Genomic DNA, 22,255 nt, shown 5'->3' with positions numbered 1-22,255 from the left:
CATCAACGATAAGGGGCGTCTTCGGAACGACGACGTGCGATCTCGGGCTCGTAACGATCACCGATCGCCAGCAGCATGTCTTTGGTGTAGTACAGGTCGCCGCGCTTTTCGCCGTGATACTCGGAGATATGCGTTTCAACAATGGAGTCCACCGGACAGCTTTCTTCACAGAAGCCGCAAAAAATGCACTTGGCCAGATCGATGTCGTAACGGGTCGTGCGGCGTGTGCCGTCGTCCCGCTCTTCTGATTCGATGGAAATGGCCAGGGCCGGACACACGGCTTCGCACAACTTGCAGGCAATGCAGCGCTCTTCCCCGTTCGGGTAGCGGCGCAATGCATGCAAACCGCGGAATCGCGGGGATGCCGGCGTTTTTTCCTGCGGGTAGCGCAGAGTGACTTTGCGTTTGAAGAAGTACTTGCCGGTCAGGCGCATGCCCTTCAACATCTCGGACAGCATCAAGCTGCCGAAGAAATCTTTAATTGCTTCCATAATCTAGCCCCTGTGTCCTATTGCCATATATTCCATGGCGTTTGCATCCATATCGCAACCACGAGCAACCAGATGCCGGTGAAAGGAATGAACACCTTCCAGCCCAGACGCATAATCTGGTCGTAGCGGTAACGAGGGAACGTCGCACGGAACCACACAAACATCGAAACCACTACAAAGGTCTTGAGCCCAAGCCATAGCCAACCCGGTATCCAGGTAAGCGGCGCAATGTCCAGGGGTGCCATCCAGCCGCCCAGGAACATGATGGAGGCCAAGGCCGACAGAAAGATCATGTTGGCGTATTCGCCCAGGAAGAACAATGCAAAGCCCATGCCCGAATACTCGACCATGTGACCTGCAACGATTTCCGATTCGCCTTCTACCACGTCAAACGGATGACGGTTGGTTTCGGCCACTGCCGATATCACATAGATGACAAACAAAGGTAGCAATGGCAACCAGTTCCAGGACATGAAAGTCACGCCCCGGTCGGCGAACCAGCCCTGCCCTTGTCCGTTGACGATTCCGCTTAAATTCAGCGTACCCGATACCAGCAGGACGGTGATCAGCACGAAACCGATCGCAAGCTCGTAGGAAACCATTTGCGCGGCGGCCCGCAAGGCACCGAGGAAGGCGTACTTGGAATTGGACGCCCAGCCAGCCACGATTACGCCATAGACGCCTATCGAGGTAATGGCCATGACATACAGCAAGCCGGCATTGACGTTGGCAAGAACGACTTCCGGACCAAATGGGATCACGGCCCATGCAGCCAGTGCGGGCATCAGTGTGACAACCGGGGCCAGCACATACAGAACCTTGTTGGCCTTGGCGGGCATGATCACTTCTTTGGTAAGAAGCTTGAACACGTCGGCGAAAGGCTGCAACAGGCCCCGATAACCGACCCGGTTGGGGCCGCGGCGCGCGTGCATGGCGCCTATCATCTTGCGTTCCCAATAGGTCAGGTAGGCGACGGACAGGATGATGGGCACGGCGATCACGACGATCTTGATGAGTGTCCATACCACCAGCCAGGCAGTAGGACCGATCAGGCCGGTACCGTAGTCATTGATAAGAGTAAGCCACTCCATTAGGCACGCTCCACCGTAAGTTGGCCAAAGCCGCTACCCAGCGCCAGCGTTTCGTTGAACGCAGTGGCGACGCGCACACATCCCGGTGCTACGGTATCGTCAAGGAAAGCAGCGAGGACCACCTGTCCTTGCGCCGAACCGATGCGCACCGCCGCACCCGCGTCTATGCCCAAGCCGGCCAGCGTACTGGCCGCCATGCGGGCATGAGGCGCGTGTGAAGCCGCCGTGTCTTGCAGGGGCTGTGAACGACGCACCAAAGCGTCGCTGCGGTAGATGGGTACGTCGGCAACGCGCTCCAGCCCTTCACGCTTGCTGGACAAGCCGACACTGGCGGTTACTTCGTTGGATAGGCGTCCATCGATGCCGCTGGCCAGTACGGTTTCACGAACCGATTCGGATGTCTCGTCATCAAATCCCTGAAGCTGGAACAGGTTGCCCAGAACGCGCAAGACTTTCCAGGCCGGACGCGTATCGGCAAAGGGTGCTGCCGCGCCTTTGAAACTTTGGGCCCGCCCTTCCGCATTGACAAACGTACCCGACGTTTCAGTAAATGGAGAAATCGGCAACATGACGTCGGCCCAGTCCTGGGCTGCCGATTTGAATGAGGTGAGTGCCACGGCAAAGCCCGCCGCCTTCAACACGTCGACGGCGCGCGCACCGTTGTCACTGTCAAAGGCAGGTTCGGCATGTAGAACCAGATAGGCCTTCAGCGGTTCGGCAAGCATTTGCTCGGCGGTAAGTCCGCCTTTGCCCGGTGTCGCGCCGGCCAGATAGCCGCCCACGGTATTGGCGCCGGGAGTAAGGAACCCGAACTTGGCACCGACAGCCTTGCCCAGGGCCGCAGCATTGGCGGCGATAAGGCTGGCCTGGTCGGAACCCACAGCCATGTTACCGAGCAACACGGCAACGCGTTCGCCGGACGAAAGACTTGCCGCGATGAGCTGAGCGGCCGAGGATGGCTCGACCTTGGCAAACGCCTCGGGGACTGGTTGGTCCTTGGCTTGCATCAAGGCGACAAGCACTTCCGCCAAGGCATTGGGCAACAGGCTTGGCGCTACCGTAATGCGGTTGCTTACGGGGAAAAGAGGATCGTCGGCAGCGGAGTCGATGAACGAGACCTGGGTGCCATGCTTGACCGCTTGGCGCAAACGCTGCGCCATGAGCGGGTGATCCTTGCGCAGGAACGACCCGACGACCAGCACCCGATCCAGTTGACCGAGCTCCGCAACAGGCATGCCCAGCCATGGCACACCGGCCACAGCCTGCTCGAAAGTGGGGTCGATGCTGCGCAGGCGGAAATCCACATTCTCGGATCCAAGGGCGCGTACGAGCCGCGCCAGCAAGGCGAGCTCTTCAGTCGTGGCGTTATGGTTTCCGATTCCACCGATCTGTTCGGCGCCAAACTGATCGCGCACGGTATTGAAGCCGTGCACGACCACTTGCAAGGCGTCGCTCCATGACGCTTCGCGCCACTGGCCATCCTCGCCCTTTAGCATGGGATGGGCCAACCGGTCCTCGGTGTACAGGCCTTCGTATGAAAAACGATCGCGATCGCTGATCCAGCATTCGTTCACGTCTTCGTTTTCAAATGGCACGACACGCTGCACACGGTCAAGCTTGGCTTGAACGACCAGGTTTGCACCCAGGCTGTCGTGCGGGCTAATCGAACGGCGACGCCCCATTTCCCAGGTACGCGCCGTGAACTTGAACGGTTTGGACAGCAAGGCCCCGACCGGGCAGACGTCGATCATGTTGCCGGAAAGCTCTGACTCGACCGCCTCGCCGACAAACGTCGTGATCTCGGAAAATTCGCCGCGATTGATCATGCCGACTTCCATGATGCCGCCGATCTCCTGGCCGAAGCGCACGCAGCGTGTGCAATGGATGCAGCGTTGCATGCCGTCGGTCGAGATGAGGGGGCCCATGGACTTGGCGACCACCACGCGCTTTTCTTCTTGGTAGCGTGATGCCGATGCGCCGTAGCCCACTGCCAAGTCTTGCAACTGGCACTCACCGCCCTGGTCGCACACGGGGCAATCCAGCGGATGATTGATGAGCAGGAATTCCATGACGCTTTTCTGGGCCGCAATGGCTTTATCCGAGCGCGTGTGCACGATCATGCCATTGGTTACGGGCGTGGCACAGGCCGGCAGCGCCTTGGGCGCTTTTTCGACGTCGACCAGGCACATGCGGCAATTGGCGGCAATGGACAGTTTCTTGTGATAGCAGAAGTGCGGCACATAAACCCCGAGCTTGTGCGCGGCCTGTATGACCATGCTGCCCTCGGGAGCTTCCACTTTAATGCCGTCGATGGTGAGTTCAACCATTAGCGTATCCTGAACCTACAAATATTTTGGCACCACACAGCTTTTATGCTCGATGTGGTGTGCGAACTCGTCGCGGAAATGCTTGATAAAGCTGCGTACCGGCATGGCGGCGGCGTCGCCCAGCGCACAGATCGTGCGGCCCATGATGTTGTGGGCCACCGAATCGAGGACGTCGAGGTCTTCGGGACGACCCTGGCCATTTTCAATACGCTCCACCATGCGGTACAGCCAGCCCGTTCCTTCACGGCACGGCGTGCACTGGCCGCAGCTTTCTTCGAAATAGAAGTAAGAAAGACGCATCAGCGACTTGACCATGCAGCGTGTCTCGTCCATGACGATGACGGCGCCCGAACCCAGCATGGAACCTGCCTTGGCGATGGAATCGTAGTCCATCGTGGTCTGCATCATGATGTCGGCCGGCAATACCGGCGCACTGGATCCACCTGGAATCACCGCCTTGAGCTTGCGACCGCCGCGCATGCCGCCGGCCAGCTCGAGCAACTTGCTGAACGGCGTCCCCAGGGGGATTTCGTAGTTGCCGGGTAATTCGACATCGCCGGATATCGAGAACAGCTTGGTTCCGCCGTTATTGGGCAGGCCGATTTCCAGGTATTCCTGGGCGCTATTGCGGAAAATCCAGGGTACCGCGGCGAACGTTTCAGTATTGTTGATCGTGGTCGGTTTGCCATACAGGCCGAAGCTGGCGGGGAATGGCGGCTTGAACCGCGGCTGCCCCTTCTTGCCTTCCAGCGATTCGAGCAAAGCGGTTTCTTCGCCGCATATGTAGGCGCCATAGCCGTGGAACGCATGCAACTGGAAGCTGAATTCCGAACCCAGGATCTTATCGCCCAGGAAGCCGGCCGTGCGGGCCTGTTCCAAGGCTTCTTCGAAGCGGTCGTAAATCTCGAAAATTTCGCCGTGAATGTAGTTATAGCCAACGGTGATGCCCATGGCGTATGCCGCGATGGCCATGCCTTCGATCACGATATGGGGATTGAATCGCAGGATATCGCGGTCTTTGAACGTTCCGGGCTCGCCCTCATCGGAATTGCAGACCAGATACTTTTGTCCGGGCAGCGTGCGGGGCATGAAGCTCCACTTCAGTCCCGTGGGAAAGCCCGCGCCGCCACGTCCACGCAAACCAGACGCCTTGACCGTGGCAATGACGTCGTCGGGCGTCATGCCCGTGGTCAGGATCTTGCGCAGCGCTTCATAGCCACCGCGCTTGACGTAGTCGTCAAGACCCCAGTTCGCGCCGTCCAGCCCCGCAATGATCTGCGGACTGAGGTGGCGGTTATGGAAAATCATGCTGTTGTCGAGATTTCCGGCAGGATCTGGAACCAGTCCCTGGGAAAATTGCTGCAATAGGCCCGGCGCGTTCATGCCGACTCCCCGTGCTGTTTGAGTTCCTGAATCATCGTGTCGATTTTGTCCTGCGACATGCGTACACACATATGCTTGTTGTTCATGGTCATGACGGGCGAGTCGCCGCAAGCCCCCATGCACTCGCCTTCCATCAACGTAAAGAGGCCGTCGGGCGTGGTTTCATGGAAACCAATGCCCAGCTTTTCCTTGAGGTAGTCGGCAGCCTTGACCCCATCGCGCAAGGCACAGGGAAGGTTCGTGCACACGGTGATCTTGAACCGGCCCGTGGGATGCGTGTTGAACATATTGTAGAAAGTGGCGACCTCTTGCACGGCAATCGGTGGCACGTGTAGGTACGCGGCGACGTCGGCAATGATATCGGCCGATACCCACCCTTTTTCATCCTGGGCGATGGCCAGCGCGGCCATGATGGCCGACTGTTGCCTATCACCTGGGAACTTGGTCAGTTCCCGGTCGATTTTTTGATACGCTTGTTCGGAAAGCAGCATAGTTTGAATCCGGTTTTTACCTTGGCTCAGGTCGTTCAACGGTCGATTTCGCCAAACACAATGTCTTGGGTACCAATAATGGTAACGGCGTCGGCAATCATGTGGCCGCGCGACATTTCATCGAGGGACTGCAGATGCGCGAAGCCTGGCGCGCGGATCTTCAGGCGATAGGGCTTGTTGGCGCCGTCGGACACCATATAGATGCCGAACTCGCCCTTGGGATGCTCTACCGCGGCATACACCTCACCTGCCGGTACATGCATGCCTTCGGTAAAGAGCTTGAAGTGGTGGATTAGGTCTTCCATGCCGGTTTTCATGCGTTCGCGCGAAGGCGGCGCAATCTTGTGGTTATCGACGATGACCGGGCCTGGATTGTTGCGTAGCCACTCCACGCACTGACGGATAATGCGGTTGCTTTCACGCATTTCGCCGATACGTACCAGATAACGGTCGTAGCAATCGCCGTTCACGCCCACGGGAATATCGAAATCCAGGCGATCATAGACTTCGTAAGGCTGCATTCTACGCAAATCCCATTCGATGCCTGATCCGCGCAGCATGGGGCCGGTAAAGCCCAGCGCCTTGGCGCGTTCAGGGCTGACCACGCCAACGTCGACTAGGCGCTGCTTCCAGATACGATTGTCCGTCAGCAAGGTTTCGTACTCGTCGACGCAAGCAGGAAAGCGATTCGTGAAGTCTTCGATGAAGTCCAGCAGTGATCCCGAACGTGCTTCGTTCATGGCGCGCATTTCTTTTTCGCCACGGTACTTGCTGCCTTCGCCGTATTGAGGCATGGAATCAGGCAAATCGCGGTATACCCCACCCGGACGATAGTAGGCTGCGTGCATGCGGGCACCCGAAACCGCTTCATAGCAGTCCATCAGGTCTTCACGTTCCCGGAACGCGTACAGGAACACGGCCATGGCACCGACGTCGAGGGCATGCGAGCCCAAGGACATGAGGTGGTTCAGCACGCGCGTGATCTCGTCGAACATGACGCGGATATACTGCGCGCGCAAAGGCACCTGGACGCCCAGCAATTTTTCGACGGCCATGACATAAGCATGCTCGTTGCACATCATGGACACGTAATCGAGGCGGTCCATGTAAGGTAGCGCCTGCAAAAACGTTTTATGTTCGGCAAGCTTTTCAGTGGCCCGATGCAACAAGCCAATATGCGGATCAGCCCGCTGGATGACCTCGCCGTCCAGCTCCAGGACAAGGCGTAAAACGCCGTGGGCGGCCGGATGTTGCGGCCCGAAATTCAGTGTGTAGTTCTTAATATCAGCCATATTAGCGCCCTGCTCCGTAACCTTTTTCACGCACGACGCGCGGAGTAATTTCGCGCGGTTCGATCGTTACGGGCTGGTAGATTACCCGCTGCTGCTCTGTGTCGTAGCGCATTTCAACGTTGCCGGACAAAGGGAAGTCTTTGCGGAACGGATGGCCGATGAACCCATAATCGGTAAGGATACGACGCAGGTCGGGATGCCCTTCGAACACCACACCATACAAATCGAACGCCTCGCGCTCGAACCAATTGACAGCGGGCCATACATCGACCAGCGTGGGCAATATCGGAAACTCATCATTGGGCACATAGGCGCGAACGCGCAGGCGCCAGTTATGCTTTACCGACAGCAAATGCACCACGACTGCAAAGCGCTGCGGATGCAAACCCGGCTCGACCACGAAGGTGGGAGCCCCCCACGCGGAATAATCGATTCCGCACAGGTCGATACACGTGTCGAAACCGAGCGACGCATTGTCGCGCAAGGCGGTACAGGTATCGATCCAATCCTTGGCCGGAACCTCAAGCGTAAGTTCGTCCAGGGCCAGCTTCAACGGCATGGTGTCGCCAAAAGCAGCCAATAAATTAGTTTGTAGCGTTTCGAGCCGAGTCATAGTTCAAGCAGTTCAACGTTAAGGGTGACAGCCAAGCCGGCTTAGCGAGCAATGGTGTTCGTCAAACGAATCTTGTTCTGCATTTGCAGCAGGCCATACACCAGTGCTTCGGCCGTAGGCGGGCACCCCGGCACGTAGACATCGACGGGCACGATGCGATCACAGCCGCGCACCACCGAATACGAATAGTGGTAGTAGCCACCGCCATTGGCACAGGACCCCATGGACACCACCCAGCGGGGTTCGGCCATTTGGTCGTATACCTTGCGCAGCGCGGGCGCCATTTTATTGCACAAGGTTCCGGCCACAATCATGAGATCGGATTGGCGCGGGCTGGGACGAAAAATAATACCGAACTGATCCAGGTCATAACGGGCCGCGCCCGCGTGCATCATTTCAACCGCGCAACAGGCCAGACCGAACGTCATGGGCCACAAAGAACCCGTCTTCGCCCAGTTCAGAAACTTGTCTGCGCTGGTGGTTACAAAACCTTCTTTCATAATGCCGTCGATAGCCATAATTTTGCCTATTTACCATTCAATACAGGACCGGGGCTACTATTCCCAATCCAGCGCGCCCTTCTTCCACTCGTAGATAAAACCTACGGTGAGCACGCCCAAAAACACGAGTACCGTCCAGAAGCCGACCATGCCGATGGCGCCATTGGCGATTGCCCACGGAAACAGGAAAGCGATTTCCAGATCGAACATGATGAACAGGATGGCGACCAAGTAATAGCGCACATCGAACTTCATGCGCGAATCGCTGAAAGCATCGAAACCGCACTCGTAAGGCGAGAGCTTCTCGGCATAGGGCCGATGGGGCCCCAGCAGGCGCCCCGCGCCCAGTAACGCGAACCCAATGACGGTCGCAACGATAATAAACAGTAGAACGGGAAAGTACTCTTGCAGATTCATGCCAAGCAACCAATCACGATAAGTAAACCCTCGGATTGTAGCATTTTGATATCGGCATTCGGGCGAAGCCGGCCGAACTGAAACATGTTGGTGATATAAATCAAAAGCGATGTAGCGACCTCAGCAGAACAGGCGCTGGTTTCGTCACAAAGAACCGCAGGCGCGCCCTTTTCTGCTTTCATCGACGCCAACACTATGCCGCTATTCTAACGCAACAGAGAAGGCTCCAAGGCCTCGCAAATCAATAAGCACTATGCAACATGGCAGGCAGCCGCCATGGCGGGACATACAAAAAGCCACTCCGAAGAGTGGCTTTTTGCCGCAAGCTTGCGCTTGCCTCACTTAGTTCAGTAACCCGGCGAGCCGGGTTGCATCGGTGCATAGACTAGCTATGCAATCCAATTAGAACTGGTGACGGACACCTACACCGACCAAGGTCGATTTTGCATCGTCGGCGAAGTACGCATTTTTAGCATACGAACCGATTGCGTAAAGGTTGGTGCGCTTGGACAGGCCGTATGTATAGCCCAAGCTGTAGATTTGAGTCTTTTCCATATCGCCGGCGAACGAGTCTGGGTTGCTGCGTGGGTCAGCCATCTGCCACGAAGCCAATACCTTACCGTTACCGATAGGTGCGGACAAGCCAACCATGTACGAGTTAACCTTCAAGCCTTCCTGAACACCAGTGAAGGAATTGATGCGCAACTCATCGGAAATACCCGAGGAGAACAGACCGTTGCGGGTTTGGCCGAAAGCAGCGTGAGCCTTCACGATTTCGAAGTCGTAGGCACCACCGATGTTCCACTGCTTGACAGTGACATCATCAATTTCGCGCTTGGCTTGATCGTATGTCAGTGCAACAGCGATAGGACCGTTGGCATAACGAAGACCGGTGGTGATGGCTTTGTTGTTTGAGTCGTCAGGATTGGTGACACCCGGAGCATCGATATCCCAGCCTTGTCCGCCGCCCGTGTTGAACGAGTAGCCAACGCCAAACTGGAAGCCGGAGAAATTAGGGGTTTGGTACATGACCATGTTGTCGTAACGTACCGTGTTGACCGAGCTGAATGTCGTACCGACGTTAGCTTGATTGAAACCCAGACCGAACGGATCGATGGCACCGAAGTACTTGCTGGCGATGTTGGTTTGACGACCTAGGTCCAATTGACCCCAGGAATCGCCAGCCAGACCCAAAGTGGCTTGACGACCAAACAGACGTCCTTCGCCGTTGGGGCCGGACGTTCCTTGAGCGCTGAGACCGGTACCGAGATCAAAGCCGCTTTCCAATTGGAATACAGCGCGCAGGCCGTTACCCAGATCTTCAGAGCCTTTCACACCCCAGCGATTGCCGGACTGAATGCCGTTGATCATACCGGTCCGCTTGGCCGTAGCATCACCGCCTTCAATTTTTTGGTAACCGATACCACCGTCCAGGATACCGTACAAGGTAACCGATGTTTCTGCCTGAGCAACGCCAGCGAAGCCAGCAATTAGAGCAGCAGCGAGCAGAGTCTTTTTCATGTAAGAAATCTCCGTAGATTTGAGTAAACAGAGCAGCGACTTCCAAAACGAGTGCTGCTGCTCTTTCTAACTCCGCGATGGGAAGTTGAAGCTATTGCATCAAAATTCCGGGCCGCTGGCTATGGCGGCGTTAGCAAAAGCGCCTGTTTTCTTTGTTTGTGTTGGGCGACAGCAACAAAACGTAGATTTCCACTCGGACACATCAGGGTTTACCCTTGATTTATGTGTGGTCAATCAGACACAAATACCGCCGTGCGACTGTATTAATATTTATTTTAATTAAGTCACACAACCGTTTGTTTTCATTATGGTTTGCCGGCATCGCCCATCAAGGTTTATTTGCTGTCTTTTCAACGATTTGCGCTCCCATGTACTCATGCCGTCGGCAGCATCAGGGCCAGTTTTTTATAGTGTGCCCCTGCACGACACTAAAAGCGGCGAAGGTGGTTGTCCCAGGACAGTCCGGGCGATTGCTGGATACGTTTACCGCCTTCCCGTACAGCCAACCTCTCCAGCATGCCCTGCCCGCTACTGACAATAAATCCATGTCCCTGGGCGGGTGCCACGCCGCAACCGTCGAAAACATCACGGCTTCCCAGGAAGTCACCACTTGCTGCATCCCACAATAGGACTTTTCCTCCGACCGGGCTTGATGTAGCAATTACAGTGCCCAGCTGATTGACTGCCATCGACCCCACGTAGTTGTTCATGCTGCGCAAGGCTTCGTCGGGTCCGGCAAATAACTGTAGCGGCTTCCCGCGGCGGTGCCGTCCGACCAAAGGCGGTCGATCTTGCGCGGTGCCTGTGTACTGGCATCCCGCCCATACGGCACCGGCACCATCGACAACCAGATGACGAATGGACAACTTATGAAGCGTCGGTTCGGCGAATGCTTGTTCCAGTAGTTCACCCGTCTGCATGTCGATATAGGCAAGCGACGGCTGCATCGTGTCGACATTAAGCTGCAACTTTCCATAGTCGGGATGAGTCAGAATACCGCCGTTGGCCACGCACAATGTGCGTCCATCGGGCATGAGCACGACCTCGTGCGCACCAATGCCGCCGCTCGGATACTCGCCTATACGTCGGTACTCGCCTCCTGTGCTGCTGTCGTATACGCCCAATACGCCGCGCCCTGCTTCGTAATCGTTTTCGGTAGCCACCATAAGCTTGCCGTCCGGCGAGTAGACGCCGTGACCGAAGAAGTGGCGACCAGGCGCCGCCTGCAACGCTTGCGCCGGGTTCTTGCCTGCCACATCGAAGGCAATGGCAAAGAAACCGGGTTGTCGACCGAACACGGTGGCTCGGCTGCGCGCAGGATCAAGGGCAAAACTGTGCCCGCGATCCGGCATGGAAATGACGAGCTGATCGTTGCCCTGCTCATCAAAGACCACCGCCTCGAAGCGGCTGTCATTCTTTCGGGCTGCCAGGTACAAGGGGCTGGAGTTGAGGTCATCAGACGGCAATGCAGCGGCCTGGGCAATACGTTCGCCGCCGACCACTGCCGCGCCCGCGCCATACGCCGCCAGAAGGCCCATGAAGCGCCGGCGGCTAATCTCCGTCGAGCGCATTGAAGCCAATTCTGACGCCAAATGCCGGGGCGACGTGTTCGTCGACCTGGCTCTTGGCGTTCTTGATCAATATCGCCGCCAGTGTCAACTGGCGGTATCCATCTTCGCTGCCGGCCAACTCAATAAAATCGGCAGAGCCGCCGCCGGTTTGCATGGCCTGGAAAACGCCTTCGATACGGCGCAGCTCCGCTTGGACACTATCGTCGACCCATGCCTCGTCGCTGCCATACTGATATCCGCCGGCCCGATAAAATCGCAACATGCCTTGCGCAGAAGCGGCCATGGAAGCCATTGACTGGCCGCTACGCCAGAACGGCGCACGCTTCGGTCGGGCGGCTTCAATATCGTCGCCCAACATCGGTAGAAGCTTGATGTCACGCGCAAATTGCAGGCCGGTGGATAAGGCTTTGATTGCTTCCGCCGCGACCTCTTGCTGTGATCGATATAAGGAATTTCCTTCGGAGGGCCGCGCAAACTGCTGTGCATAGATCCCCCCTGGGCGCCATTCGCTGGCTATCTCCGACCCCAATTGCTCGAGATTGCCCGCCACGGACATGGCATACGAACATGCCTCGGGACTGACACTATCAATTGGCGCGTCGGTGGCCAGGCCGGCCAGCAGACCGCCTTCGCGATAGAGAACGTATTCCAGCGCCGGCAGCCCTTGTATTGCCACGCTATGGGCGGACAGTTCGGATGCATTGGGAATCGCATCCGGTTTCGTTAAAACACCTTGCACCTGACGCAGGGTGATGCCGCGAGGGTCGGGCCAGAAATTAAGCTTTTCATAGCGATTGGCTTTTACCAGCGGCCCGAAGCGTAGAAACTCAATACCGGCCCACGACGTGATCAGTTGGGCAAAGTCCTTGTCTATCCGTTGAGCCCCGGCTTTGTCCGGTGCGACACACCAGCCTTGCAGGGCAGCGTTCAGCCGATCAGCTGCTCGATGGAAGCCCTGCATGGCGGGGCTTATATAGCCTGTGGTAAGCCGCTTTCCAAGATCGACGGGTAGCTCGCCCGCGGACGCCGGTACGGCCGAAAGAAACGCGGCCACACACAGCATTGACCGCAACCACGCGAAGCACAATTGGGAAATCGAGGACGTACTAGTCATTAGGCCTACAAGGATTCGAGGAACAATATCAGGTCTGCACGCTGTGCAGGTGTCATGGCCGCAACGCGGTCACGGGGCACCTGTGCCTCGCCACCATGCCACAGAATGGCTTCCAGCAGGGTGCGTGCCCGGCCATCATGCAGCCATGTCGCGTTCGGGTTCACTGTCTTGGTCAGCCCTATGCCCCACAACGGCGGCGTGCGCCATTCGCGCCCGCTCGCGTCGCCCTCGTCCTGGCCATCAGCCAAGCCAGAACCCATATCGTGCAGCAGCAGGTCAGTGTATGGCCAAATCAACTGGAAACGATGTTCGGCGCGCTTGGCGTCGCGGCTCGTTACGTATTTAGGCACATGGCAAGCTATGCAATTGGACTCGTAAAACAACGCCTTGCCAGCCAGGACGCGCTCATCATCCACCTTGCGTCGCTGCGGCAAAGCAAGGTTCTGGGAATACATCGTCACGAAGTCCATCAGCCGTCCCGGTACTTCATGTTCGCCCAAATGCTCCTGGGCGCCGTGCGGCAAGTCAAAACACGAGGTCTGCGCCGGCATGCAGTCGCCGTAGTGGCTGGGAAACATGGGGCTGGACAAGCCCATGTCTCCGGAAAATGCGTTGGAGGACTGGTGCTCGACGGTGGGCTGACCCGCCTTCCAGTTAAAGCGGCCCAGAACCTGCTTGCCGGTACGCACGTCGGTGATCCAGTTGGGCCGTCCCGAAATACCGTCCGGTTTATCGGCGCCAGCATGCGCAAGAATATCGTCTTCGTGGATGGACTCAAGCAGGCCAAGGCCCAGCATCGGCGGTGCAAGCCGCGGCGAGAAGCGTACATCGGGATGCAATGGGCCATAACCCAGGTCGTTGACGCTGTAGGCCGGATCCATCAGGACGACTGTTTCGCCCCCGTTCAAGGTGACAGGGATTTCGCGATAATCGATTTGTATACTGCCCTCGGCCGGCAAGCCAGGCACGGCAAAAGGCTGCAACTGATGCCCATAGACAGGGTCCGGCAAAGAAGCTACTTCGCCCTGGTGCAGGCGCTTGCGCGCCTCTTCGGCGCTGCCCGGTATGGAAAGCCGCAGCAACAAGGCAACGACGTCGCTACGCTGCAGTGGATCGAAGCCGGGCACCGTGCCCCTGCCGTCCTTGACGTGACAGGCCTGGCAGGATCGCGCGTTGGACAAAGGCCCAAGCCCATCTGACGCCTGGGTGGACGATGGCGACGAAACCCAATCCTTGCGGAACAAGCCATTACCCACCATGAATTCCTGCCGACCCTCGAAGGTCAGGTTGGCGGCGGGATGAGAAAAAATATCAGGATTGATCAGCTTCTTAACGGTACCCGCCCCGCCCTGCATGGTTTCAAACTGCTCAGCCTGGGAAAAGTCCGTCGTGGGACGGGTGATCTTCGCGACCCGTGCACGGTCTTCCGCACTCAGGTCAGACCGAAGTGCCGGAACGGCCGCAAACGCTGTGGCGGCCGTCGCCAATAGAACAAGACTGGCTGCAAATTTCACTATTTCACGCTATTTGAATACGGCGTCGGGCTGATCCAGGCTGTCGGAGCCTTCCAGTTCGATGTTGCCCAGCTCCAGCGCCGCTATGACCCGCTCGATGCTGCGCGTCTGCGCCACCAGCCCGTCTATGACGGCCTGCACGATGGCATTGCCTTGCTCATTGCCTTGCGCAATCATCTGATCGTAGGTTTCCACTGTTTCAGCACGATGTTTCATCGCTTGCATGGCCTTGAACGTGGCATCAAGCTTTTCCTGCATTTCGGCATCAAGCCTGGGATCACGGGCCTTGACCAGATCGGAAAGGCTTGCTCCCTTGACCACAGATCCGTCCACGCGCTTGTACTGCCCTTGGTACACGTTCATCATCCCCACCTGATCGTAGAAGTGGGAATTGTGCGTGTTGTCGGAAAAACAATCGTGCTCTTCTTCAGGATCGTGCAACATGAGACCCAGCTTGATACGTTCGCCAGCGAGTTCGCCATAAGACAAGCTGCCCAGCCCGGTCAGCATGGCCGTGAGCCCGGCCTTAGGATCCTCTTGCATAGCCTTGCGTGCGTCGCCTTGCGCCTGCCAGTTGGCCACCATTTCTTCAAGATCGGCAATAAGAAGGTCGGTGGCGACTTTCAGATACTGTCCGCGGCGTTCGCAATTTCCACCCGTGCAATTGGCGGTGTCATAGTCGGTGTGCGGGCGATTGCCGGCATGCCGCTCTTGCGGCGTACCGCTACGATCGGCCGACGCCGGGCCGGTGCCGTTAAGATCCTGGCCCCATAACAGAAATTCGATGGCATGGTAGCCCGATGACACGTTGGCTTCATTGCCGTCCGCTTCGTGCAAAACATCCCTTAGCAGCGTGGTGGTAATGTCGCTGGCGTCCACCTTTTTGCCGCCGACGCTCAGATTCTTATTGGCAATGACATTGACGACATAGTAGGCATTGGCGTCCGAGTCGGTGCCATACGAGGCGTCCACGTAATCGATCATGCCTTCATCGAGAGGCCATGCGTTTACCCGTCCTTCCCAGTCATCGACTATCGGGTTGCCGAAGCGGTACGCTTCTGTTTGCTGGTAGGGAATCCGAGCAAGAATCCAGGCATCGCGGGCGGTCTTCAAGGTGGCTGGGCTCGGCTTGGCCAATAAATCGGCGATGGACTTTTGCAGGTCGCGCGCGGTGGTCAGTGCATCTTCATATCCTGCTTGCGCTACGTCGGCATACGTTTTGACAACCGCTTTGGGTTCCACAGCGGCATACGCCCCCGTGCTCATCAGGGCTGCCATGGTGGCGGCCAGCAAGAATTTACGCATATATACAGATCCCCCGGGACGCGCCCGCTTCCTTGAATTTCCAAACCATTATCCCGGTTCAGCCGGCTGTAAGTGTAAACGATTTGCATTTACGCTAGCAACCACGCGTGACGTCCGTACAGCGGCCCGCCAACACTTTGGGCATGCTGGTTGCTGTCTGTATGTCCCGTCTCTTGGGACGTATACGATAGCAAGGGGAATGACGTGGCAACGACCAGCAAAAGAGCCCTCTGGAAGGGCGCCATCTCGTTCGGACTTGTGCATATCCCTATTGCCCTGCACTCCGCAACGGCCGACCAGGGGCTGGATTTCGATTGGCTGGACAAGCGCAGCATGGATCCGGTGGGCTACAAGCGCATCAACAAGGCGACAGGTAAAGAAATAAACAAGGAAAACATCGTCAAGGGTATCGAATACGAGGACGGCCAGTACGTAGTCCTGTCTGCCGAGGAGATTCAGGCTGCCTATCCCAAAACAACGCAAACGGTGGAGATAGAAGCTTTTGTCCCCATCAATGATATTCCCTTCGTTTACCTGGAACGTCCCTACTACATCTCACCGATCAACAAAGGAGCCAAGGTCTACGCCCTGTTGCGCGAGGTGTTGCACAAAGCCAAGAAAGTCGGTATTGCGAAGGTGGTCATCCAGACCAAGCAACATCTGGCCATCTTGATGCCTTGCGGGCCCGCGCTGATTCTTAACCTCCTGCGATGGGAAGATGAAATTAGGTCGTGGGAGGATTTGAGTCTGCCAGCACAAGGCGTGAAAGCGGCGGGTTTGACGGATAAGGAAATGGCCATGGGGGAACAATTGGTCGCCGACATGAGCGCCAAGTGGCAACCGGAGGCTTTCACTGATTCGTTCAAAGAACAGATCCTGCAACTGGTGAAAGAAAAAGTCGAGGCGGGAGAAACCGAATCCGTGACGCAGCCCGATGCCGAGGAAAGCGAAGGAACCGGCGCGAAGATTCTTGATTTGACGGAAATGCTGCAGCGCAGTTTGAGCAAGGGAACGCGGACACCCGCAAAAGAGCCCAAAGCATCGAAGACCGCAGCAAAAGCGCCAGCCAAGCGGTCGACGAAAACGGCTACAAAGACCGCAAGCAAAAACGCAGCAAGCAGTTCGACATCGGCTGCCGCAAAAAAAGCCGCTTCCACAACGGGCAAAAAGCCCGTGAAGAAAGCCGTGGCAAAGAAGGACGCGAAATCCAAACCATCCGGACGAAAAGCGGCTTGACCCATGGCCAACTCCGACTCTCTCGAGCGCTATAAAGCCAAACGCAATTTCTCATTGACCAGCGAGCCGACCGAAGGCGGGACTGCCAATGAAGCCGCGCCTTCTTTCGTGGTTCAAAAACACTGGGCATCCCGCCTGCACTACGATTTCCGACTGGAACTGGATGGCACCATGAAAAGCTGGGCGGTTCCAAAGGGGCCCAGCTTCGATCCTGCCGACAAGCGCATGGCGGTTCATGTCGAAGACCATCCCATTTCCTACAATACTTTCGAAGGCGTAATCCCGCCCAAGCAATATGGCGCGGGTAAAGTCATCATATGGGATAAAGGCGTATGGGAACCATTGGGCGACGCCGCCAAAGGGTATCGCGAAGGGAAGCTGAAGTTCGCACTGCATGGCCAGAAACTGCACGGCCGTTGGACCTTGGTGCGTATGCATGGCAAGGCAGAAAAACAGGACCCATGGCTGCTTATCAAGGAAAAGGATGAGTTCGCACGGGACGGGTCGGAGTTCAGTGTCGTTGATGAAAGACCGGAAAGCGTCGCCGCAATCGACGATGTACCCAGGAAGACGTCCCTAGCGCGTAAGAAAGCAAGCGATGCCATCGGGAAAACCGCAAGGACCGGAAAGAAAGCGGCTTTGCCTGCCGCGTTCAAGCCACAACTGGCGACCTTGGCGGATAGCCCCCCGGGCGACGCACAGGATTGGCTTTATGAAATCAAGTTTGACGGCTATCGCGTATTGGCACGGATACAGAAGAATAAAATCCAGCTGTTCACGCGAAATGGTCACGACTGGACGTCCAGGTTATCGCAGCTTGCCAAGGATCTGGCCGCGATGAGGCTGCCCGATGGATGGTATGACGGCGAGATCGCGGTCAACAACGATAAGGGAGTGCCCGATTTCCAGCTGCTGCAAGGCGCCTTCGACAGCAGTAAGACCGAGACGATTGTGTATTACCTGTTCGACCTTCCCTTCTGCGACGGCCATGATTTGCGGGAACTGCCCCTTATCGAGCGCCGCGCGAAGCTGCAGACGCTGTTTACCGAGGATGGCAGGAAAACGTCGAGCCAGCGTCCGATCACAATCCCGGAATCCATAAGGTTCAGCGACACGTTTGATGTGGCCGCACGCGATATCGTCGCGTCCGCCTGCAAGCTTGGACTCGAAGGCGTTATAGGCAAAAGAAAAAACTCACCGTATGTGTCCCGGCGATCGACCGACTGGATCAAGCTTAAATGCAGCTTGCGCCAGGAGTTCGTGATCGGCGGCTATACCAAACCGCAAGGCTCGCGCTCGGGCATAGGGTCGCTGCTGCTGGGTGTACACGACGACACAGGAGCGCTGCGCTACGCCGGCAACGTCGGTACCGGTTTCAGTTCGAAAGCGCTGGTCGACATCCGCAACAAGCTTGAAACTCTGCATAGTGTGGCCAACCCGTTTTCCACCTCCACGGGCATAGACAAAAAAGCCCAGTGGGTAGAACCCGTGCTGCTGGCTGAAGTCTCTTTCGGCCAATGGACAAATACGGGGCGCATACGCCATTCGGTGTTTCATGGGTTGCGCGCCGACAAACCAGCCAAAGCCATCACGCGTGAGAAGAGCATGTCAACCACACCTTCCAAGACAGGAAACCTGAAAGTCACCAATCCGGAACGAGTGATCGACGAATCCACGGGCATCACGAAAATCGATTTAATACGCTACTACGCGCTGATCGCCCCTCTTATGATGGAACACCTCAAAGGCAGGCCGGTATCGCTTGTGCGGGCGCCAGACGGTGTCAAAGGCCAGATATTTTTTCAAAAGCATCTGGAAACCAGCAAAATGACGGGCGTGAGACTTTTACCGCAAGAGCTCGATCCCGACCATGAACCCTTGATGGAAGTTGCCACCGAGCAAGGCCTGGCCAGCGCCGCCCAGATGAACGTCATCGAGTTTCATACCTGGAACGCCATCAAGACCCGCATCGACAAGCCAGATCGCATGACTTTTGATCTGGATCCCGGCAAGGGCGTTGAATGGCCTGCCATGCAGGAAGCGGCACTGGTGATGCGGGCCTTCCTGAACGAACTCGGCCTGATCTCTTTTGTAAAGACCAGCGGAGGCAAAGGCCTGCATGTGGTGGTTCCCGTAAAGCGGCGACACGACTGGGATACCGTCAAGGATTTCTCGCACGCCATTGTGGAACACCTCGCCCATACACTCCCGAAGCGCTACGTCGCCAAAAGCGGCCCGCGCAACCGTGTCGGAAAGATCTTCATCGACTACCTGCGCAATGGCTTTGGCGCCACTACCGCCGCCGCATGGTCGGCGCGCGCCCGCCCCGGCATGGGCGTTTCAGTCCCCATTTCCTGGGATGAGGTGGAAAAGATCAAGAGTTCCGCACACTGGCATGTGCGAAACATCCATGAACGCCTTGATGCCGGCAACACACCCTGGGACGAATATCAAGCAAGCGCGAAGACGCTTACCTCGGCAATGAAAACGCTGGGATTCAAATAGGCGAACCTCTGATTCAAGCCCGCTTATTGATCAAAGCCCCGGCAAGCATTCGGCTATAGGTGGGCGGCATGATGCCGCAGATGATCCTCGATGAAGGTGGCAATGAAAAAGTAGCTATGGTCGTAGCCCGGCTGCATGCGCAGGTTCAGGGGAACATTGGCCTCGTTGCAGGCGGCGGTCAGTAATTCGGGCTTGAGTTGCTCCTGCAGGAACTGGTCGGCAGTGCCCTGGTCGACCAGTAATTCGGGGCCGGACCAACCGTGCTTCTGTATCAGTAACGTGGCATCGTAATCGGCCCACGAAGCGCGGTCGCTGCCAAGATATCCGGCCAGCGCCTTCTCGCCCCAGGGACAACGCGTTGGCGACACGATTGGCGAGAAGGCGGAGATAGTCTTGAACTGATCGGGGTTCTTCAGGCCTATCGTCAGCGCGCCGTGGCCGCCCATGGAATGCCCGAAAATACCCGCACGCGCGGCATCGACCGCAAAACCATTGGCAATGAGATCGAAAAGTTCCTTGGTGATATACGAGTACATGCGGTATCCGTCAGACCAGGGACTCTCTGTCGCGTCGACGTAGAAGCCAGCCCCCACACCGAAGTCGTAGCTGTCGGCGTCTCCTGGATAGTTCAGCCCGCGCGGACTCGTGTCGGGCGTAATGATCGCAATGCCTAGTTCAGAGGCCATGCGTTGCGCGCCGGCCTTGACGATGAAGTTCTCTTCGGTACAGGTCAGTCCCGACAACCAGAACAGGACAGGCACCGGGCCTTTTTCGGCCGCCGGAGGCAGGTACACGCCAAAGCGCATGGTGCAGCCGGTTTCGGTGGACTCGTGGCTGTATACGCCCTGCTGTCCGCCAAAGCTCTTGTTTTGCGATATGGTTTTCATCATGTTTCGTTCCGGATTTGTGGCCAATAAGAAAATAGCCCATATGGCGCGGCAACGCGGCATATGGGCCCCATGGGGGTGTGAGGTTAGAACGTCACAACAGATCGGATGGACGTACCGTCTTTCATCAACTGGAATGCATCATTGATCTTGTCGATCGGCATCACATGCGTGATGAGATCGTCGATATTGATCTTTCCATCCATGTACCAATCAACGATCTTGGGCACATCGGTACGGCCACGAGCCCCGCCAAAGGCCGACCCTTGCCATACACGGCCCGTAACCAGCTGGAATGGCCGTGTTGCGATTTCCTGCCCGGCTCCGGCGACGCCTATGATGGTGCTTTTACCCCAGCCCTTATGGGCGCATTCAAGTGCCTGTCGCATCAGCTTGACGTTGCCAATGCATTCAAACGTATGGTCGGCGCCACCTTTGGTGAGCCCGACCAGATACTGGACGAGATCCCCTTCCACTTCATTGGAATTCACGAAATGGGTAAGGCCGAACTTGCGTGCAAGCGCTTCACGGGCCGGGTTGATGTCGACCCCCACGATCATGTCGGCGCCCGCCATGCGCGCGCCCTGGATCACATTCAGGCCGATGCCGCCCAGACCGAAAACAATGACATTGTCGCCAGGCTCGACCTTGGCCGTGTTGATGACAGCGCCAATGCCGGTGGTGACACCGCAGCCGATGTAGCAGACCTTCTCGAAGGGGGCATCTTCGCGGATTTTAGCGAGAGCGATCTCGGGCACGACGGTGTAGTTCGCGAAGGTCGACGTTCCCATGTAGTGGAGCACCTCTTTGCCGCCCATCTTGAAACGACTGGTACCGTCCGGCATTACGCCGCGTCCCTGCGTTTCGCGTATGGCCTGGCACAGATTGGTCTTGCGCGATAAGCAATATGAGCATGTTCGACATTCCGGCGTGTACAGGGGGATCACGTGATCGCCCGGTTTCAGCGTAGTAACCCCTGCGCCTACTTCCACGACCACACCGGCTCCTTCATGCCCCAGAATGGCCGGAAACAAGCCTTCCGGATCGTCGCCCGAAAGGGTGAACAAATCGGTGTGGCATACCCCCGACGCCTTGATCTCGACGAGGACTTCGCCGGCACGCGGTCCTTCGAGTTGTACGGTTTCGATGGTAAGCGGTGCGCCGGCCTTGGTGGCTACTGCTGCACGTACGTCCATGTGTATAAATCCTTATTCGTTGAATTGGTCTTGCGGAGCGGCTTGGCCGCTCCTTCGAGCATAAACCGAGAGCTTATCTGGATTTCGCTACGTGCGTGGCGATTGCATCCATAAGCGGTGGCGACAGGCAGTCGTAAGGAGGTAGGCCAAGGTCGTTCAGGCGACCCCGAATGGCGCCCATTTGATCAGGCGGCGTACCCGTTTCGATAATGGACGACACAAAGGCGGCAAATTCGGGAGCCGCCCAGCCGCTCTGGGAAGAGCGTTCAGTATGGACGAAATCCAGCCCGTAGAATGGATGATTCTGGTTCTCGATGCGTCCGTACATATGTACTCCGCAGCCGGAACACGCATAGCGCTGGATTGTCGCTGTTGGATCGACCACCTTGAGCTTCTGTTCATTGGCCGTCACGCTGACTGCGTCTTTCGAAACCACTGCAACCTGCGAAAACAGGGCGCCTGCCGGCTTCCAGCATTTCGAACATCCGCATACGTGATTGTGCGCGGTCTGCGAATTGATGGTGACTTCCACTTTATCGTCGGCGCAATCGCACAGCAAGGTACCGCCTGAAAACCCTGGCGTCGCGGGCTGAAAGCCATTATCGACAGCGGGATGGATGCTTATATTCATTAATGTCTCCTGATAGGCGTCTTGGACCGTACAGTTCGCTATTAGATCGAACCGTGGGTAAATGGCTTTTTTGCCATCCCTGGGTTACTTAGCAAAAACCGAGCCGGTTTGGAGACATGGTGAAAATATAGTTGAAAGCCTCGTTTCGGTATCGTTCCCGAAACGACTGC

The 22,255-nt window shown here is 56.9% G+C and carries 20 protein-coding genes; 2 read left to right on the top strand and 18 right to left on the bottom strand.

The annotated features are described in order from the left end of the window. Positions 1–2: 2 nt before the first annotated feature. From nuoI to CR159_RS01105, 15 genes are all read right to left on the bottom strand, one after another. Positions 3–491 (bottom strand): NADH-quinone oxidoreductase subunit NuoI, encoded by a 489-nt coding sequence (gene nuoI / locus CR159_RS01175; protein ID WP_102070002.1) that lies wholly within the window; start codon positions 489–491, stop codon positions 3–5. A gap of 17 nt (positions 492–508) precedes the next feature. Then, positions 509–1,582, bottom strand: a complete 1,074-nt coding sequence (gene nuoH, locus CR159_RS01170) for an NADH-quinone oxidoreductase subunit NuoH (RefSeq protein ID WP_102072159.1) — start codon at positions 1,580–1,582, stop codon at positions 509–511. Beyond that, positions 1,582–3,909: an NADH-quinone oxidoreductase subunit NuoG gene (gene nuoG, locus CR159_RS01165; protein WP_102072158.1), complete on the bottom strand. Its 2,328-nt coding sequence runs from the start codon at positions 3,907–3,909 to the stop codon at positions 1,582–1,584. The genes nuoH and nuoG overlap by 1 nt, the downstream gene beginning before the upstream one ends. Before the next feature lie 15 nt (positions 3,910–3,924). Next, on the bottom strand, positions 3,925–5,292 hold the full coding sequence (nuoF, locus tag CR159_RS01160) for an NADH-quinone oxidoreductase subunit NuoF (RefSeq protein WP_102072157.1): 1,368 nt from the start codon (positions 5,290–5,292) through the stop codon (positions 3,925–3,927). Continuing rightward, a complete protein-coding gene (nuoE, locus tag CR159_RS01155; protein ID WP_102072156.1) occupies positions 5,289–5,783 on the bottom strand; it encodes an NADH-quinone oxidoreductase subunit NuoE in 495 nt (164 codons plus the stop codon). Before nuoE ends, nuoF begins: the two co-directional genes overlap by 4 nt. Positions 5,784–5,818: 35 nt before the next feature. Continuing rightward, positions 5,819–7,075: an NADH-quinone oxidoreductase subunit D gene (locus tag CR159_RS01150; RefSeq protein ID WP_102072155.1), complete on the bottom strand. Its 1,257-nt coding sequence runs from the start codon at positions 7,073–7,075 to the stop codon at positions 5,819–5,821. Position 7,076: 1 nt separating this feature from the next. Next, positions 7,077–7,688 carry an NADH-quinone oxidoreductase subunit C gene (locus CR159_RS01145; RefSeq protein ID WP_102072154.1) on the bottom strand — a complete coding sequence of 204 codons (612 nt, stop codon included), beginning with the start codon at positions 7,686–7,688 and terminating at the stop codon, positions 7,077–7,079. 41 nt (positions 7,689–7,729) lie between these two features. After that, the gene (locus CR159_RS01140; RefSeq protein ID WP_102072153.1) at positions 7,730–8,206 is read right to left on the bottom strand and encodes a NuoB/complex I 20 kDa subunit family protein; all 477 of its coding nucleotides are present in this window, start codon (positions 8,204–8,206) and stop codon (positions 7,730–7,732) included. Positions 8,207–8,245: 39 nt separating this feature from the next. Next, on the bottom strand, positions 8,246–8,605 hold the full coding sequence (locus CR159_RS01135) for an NADH-quinone oxidoreductase subunit A (RefSeq protein WP_102072152.1): 360 nt from the start codon (positions 8,603–8,605) through the stop codon (positions 8,246–8,248). After that, positions 8,602–8,787, bottom strand: coding sequence for a hypothetical protein (locus CR159_RS01130; protein ID WP_102072151.1), 186 nt, complete (start codon positions 8,785–8,787; stop codon positions 8,602–8,604). The genes CR159_RS01135 and CR159_RS01130 overlap by 4 nt, the downstream gene beginning before the upstream one ends. A gap of 220 nt (positions 8,788–9,007) precedes the next feature. Beyond that, complete coding sequence (locus CR159_RS01125; protein WP_102072150.1) at positions 9,008–10,126, bottom strand: porin; 1,119 nt, start codon at positions 10,124–10,126, stop codon at positions 9,008–9,010. 428 nt (positions 10,127–10,554) lie between these two features. Continuing rightward, positions 10,555–11,697 (bottom strand): DUF1513 domain-containing protein, encoded by a 1,143-nt coding sequence (locus CR159_RS01120; protein ID WP_102072149.1) that lies wholly within the window; start codon positions 11,695–11,697, stop codon positions 10,555–10,557. Continuing rightward, entirely contained in the window at positions 11,678–12,811 is a 1,134-nt protein-coding gene (locus CR159_RS01115) for an imelysin family protein (RefSeq protein WP_233208123.1), read from the bottom strand. Before CR159_RS01115 ends, CR159_RS01120 begins: the two co-directional genes overlap by 20 nt. Before the next feature lie 5 nt (positions 12,812–12,816). Next, on the bottom strand, positions 12,817–14,325 hold the full coding sequence (locus tag CR159_RS01110; RefSeq protein WP_439650480.1) for a di-heme oxidoreductase family protein: 1,509 nt from the start codon (positions 14,323–14,325) through the stop codon (positions 12,817–12,819). 9 nt (positions 14,326–14,334) lie between these two features. Then, positions 14,335–15,630 (bottom strand): imelysin family protein, encoded by a 1,296-nt coding sequence (locus CR159_RS01105; protein WP_102072147.1) that lies wholly within the window; start codon positions 15,628–15,630, stop codon positions 14,335–14,337. A 204-nt stretch (positions 15,631–15,834) separates the two neighbouring features. On the opposite strand from CR159_RS01105, the gene ku reads away from it, so the two are divergent. Further along, a complete protein-coding gene (ku, locus tag CR159_RS01100; protein ID WP_102072146.1) occupies positions 15,835–16,866 on the top strand; it encodes a non-homologous end joining protein Ku in 1,032 nt (343 codons plus the stop codon). A gap of 3 nt (positions 16,867–16,869) precedes the next feature. After that, the gene (gene ligD, locus CR159_RS01095; RefSeq protein ID WP_102072145.1) at positions 16,870–19,371 is read left to right on the top strand and encodes a DNA ligase D; all 2,502 of its coding nucleotides are present in this window, start codon (positions 16,870–16,872) and stop codon (positions 19,369–19,371) included. Positions 19,372–19,424: 53 nt separating this feature from the next. Here the strand turns inward: ligD and fghA are convergent, their stop codons facing one another. From fghA to gfa, 3 genes are all read right to left on the bottom strand, one after another. Then, complete coding sequence (gene fghA / locus CR159_RS01090) at positions 19,425–20,261, bottom strand: S-formylglutathione hydrolase (protein WP_102072144.1); 837 nt, start codon at positions 20,259–20,261, stop codon at positions 19,425–19,427. Between the two features lie 83 nt (positions 20,262–20,344). Continuing rightward, positions 20,345–21,454 carry an S-(hydroxymethyl)glutathione dehydrogenase/class III alcohol dehydrogenase gene (locus CR159_RS01085; protein WP_102072143.1) on the bottom strand — a complete coding sequence of 370 codons (1,110 nt, stop codon included), beginning with the start codon at positions 21,452–21,454 and terminating at the stop codon, positions 20,345–20,347. A gap of 73 nt (positions 21,455–21,527) precedes the next feature. Beyond that, positions 21,528–22,085, bottom strand: coding sequence for an S-(hydroxymethyl)glutathione synthase (gfa, locus tag CR159_RS01080; protein WP_102072142.1), 558 nt, complete (start codon positions 22,083–22,085; stop codon positions 21,528–21,530). Positions 22,086–22,255 lie beyond the last annotated feature (170 nt).

The organism is Pollutimonas subterranea (assembly GCF_002849655.1).
Classification (GTDB): Bacteria; Pseudomonadota; Gammaproteobacteria; order Burkholderiales; family Burkholderiaceae_B; genus Pollutimonas; species Pollutimonas subterranea.
Note: the sequence above shows the minus strand (reverse complement) of the source record. Positions and strands in the feature narration are given on the sequence as shown.

Coding starts and splice junctions, on each gene's coding strand:
- nuoI (WP_102070002.1), bottom strand. CDS start 491: ATGGAAGCAATTAAAGATTTCTTCGGCAGCTTGATGCTGTCCGAGATG.
- nuoH (WP_102072159.1), bottom strand. CDS start 1,582: ATGGAGTGGCTTACTCTTATCAATGACTACGGTACCGGCCTGATCGGT.
- nuoG (WP_102072158.1), bottom strand. CDS start 3,909: ATGGTTGAACTCACCATCGACGGCATTAAAGTGGAAGCTCCCGAGGGC.
- nuoF (WP_102072157.1), bottom strand. CDS start 5,292: ATGAACGCGCCGGGCCTATTGCAGCAATTTTCCCAGGGACTGGTTCCA.
- nuoE (WP_102072156.1), bottom strand. CDS start 5,783: ATGCTGCTTTCCGAACAAGCGTATCAAAAAATCGACCGGGAACTGACC.
- CR159_RS01150 (WP_102072155.1), bottom strand. CDS start 7,075: ATGGCTGATATTAAGAACTACACACTGAATTTCGGGCCGCAACATCCG.
- CR159_RS01145 (WP_102072154.1), bottom strand. CDS start 7,688: ATGACTCGGCTCGAAACGCTACAAACTAATTTATTGGCTGCTTTTGGC.
- CR159_RS01140 (WP_102072153.1), bottom strand. CDS start 8,206: ATGGCTATCGACGGCATTATGAAAGAAGGTTTTGTAACCACCAGCGCA.
- CR159_RS01135 (WP_102072152.1), bottom strand. CDS start 8,605: ATGAATCTGCAAGAGTACTTTCCCGTTCTACTGTTTATTATCGTTGCG.
- CR159_RS01130 (WP_102072151.1), bottom strand. CDS start 8,787: ATGAAAGCAGAAAAGGGCGCGCCTGCGGTTCTTTGTGACGAAACCAGC.
- CR159_RS01125 (WP_102072150.1), bottom strand. CDS start 10,126: ATGAAAAAGACTCTGCTCGCTGCTGCTCTAATTGCTGGCTTCGCTGGC.
- CR159_RS01120 (WP_102072149.1), bottom strand. CDS start 11,697: ATGCGCTCGACGGAGATTAGCCGCCGGCGCTTCATGGGCCTTCTGGCG.
- CR159_RS01115 (WP_233208123.1), bottom strand. CDS start 12,811: ATGACTAGTACGTCCTCGATTTCCCAATTGTGCTTCGCGTGGTTGCGG.
- CR159_RS01105 (WP_102072147.1), bottom strand. CDS start 15,630: ATGCGTAAATTCTTGCTGGCCGCCACCATGGCAGCCCTGATGAGCACG.
- ligD (WP_102072145.1), top strand. CDS start 16,870: ATGGCCAACTCCGACTCTCTCGAGCGCTATAAAGCCAAACGCAATTTC.
- fghA (WP_102072144.1), bottom strand. CDS start 20,261: ATGATGAAAACCATATCGCAAAACAAGAGCTTTGGCGGACAGCAGGGC.
- CR159_RS01085 (WP_102072143.1), bottom strand. CDS start 21,454: ATGGACGTACGTGCAGCAGTAGCCACCAAGGCCGGCGCACCGCTTACC.
- gfa (WP_102072142.1), bottom strand. CDS start 22,085: ATGAATATAAGCATCCATCCCGCTGTCGATAATGGCTTTCAGCCCGCG.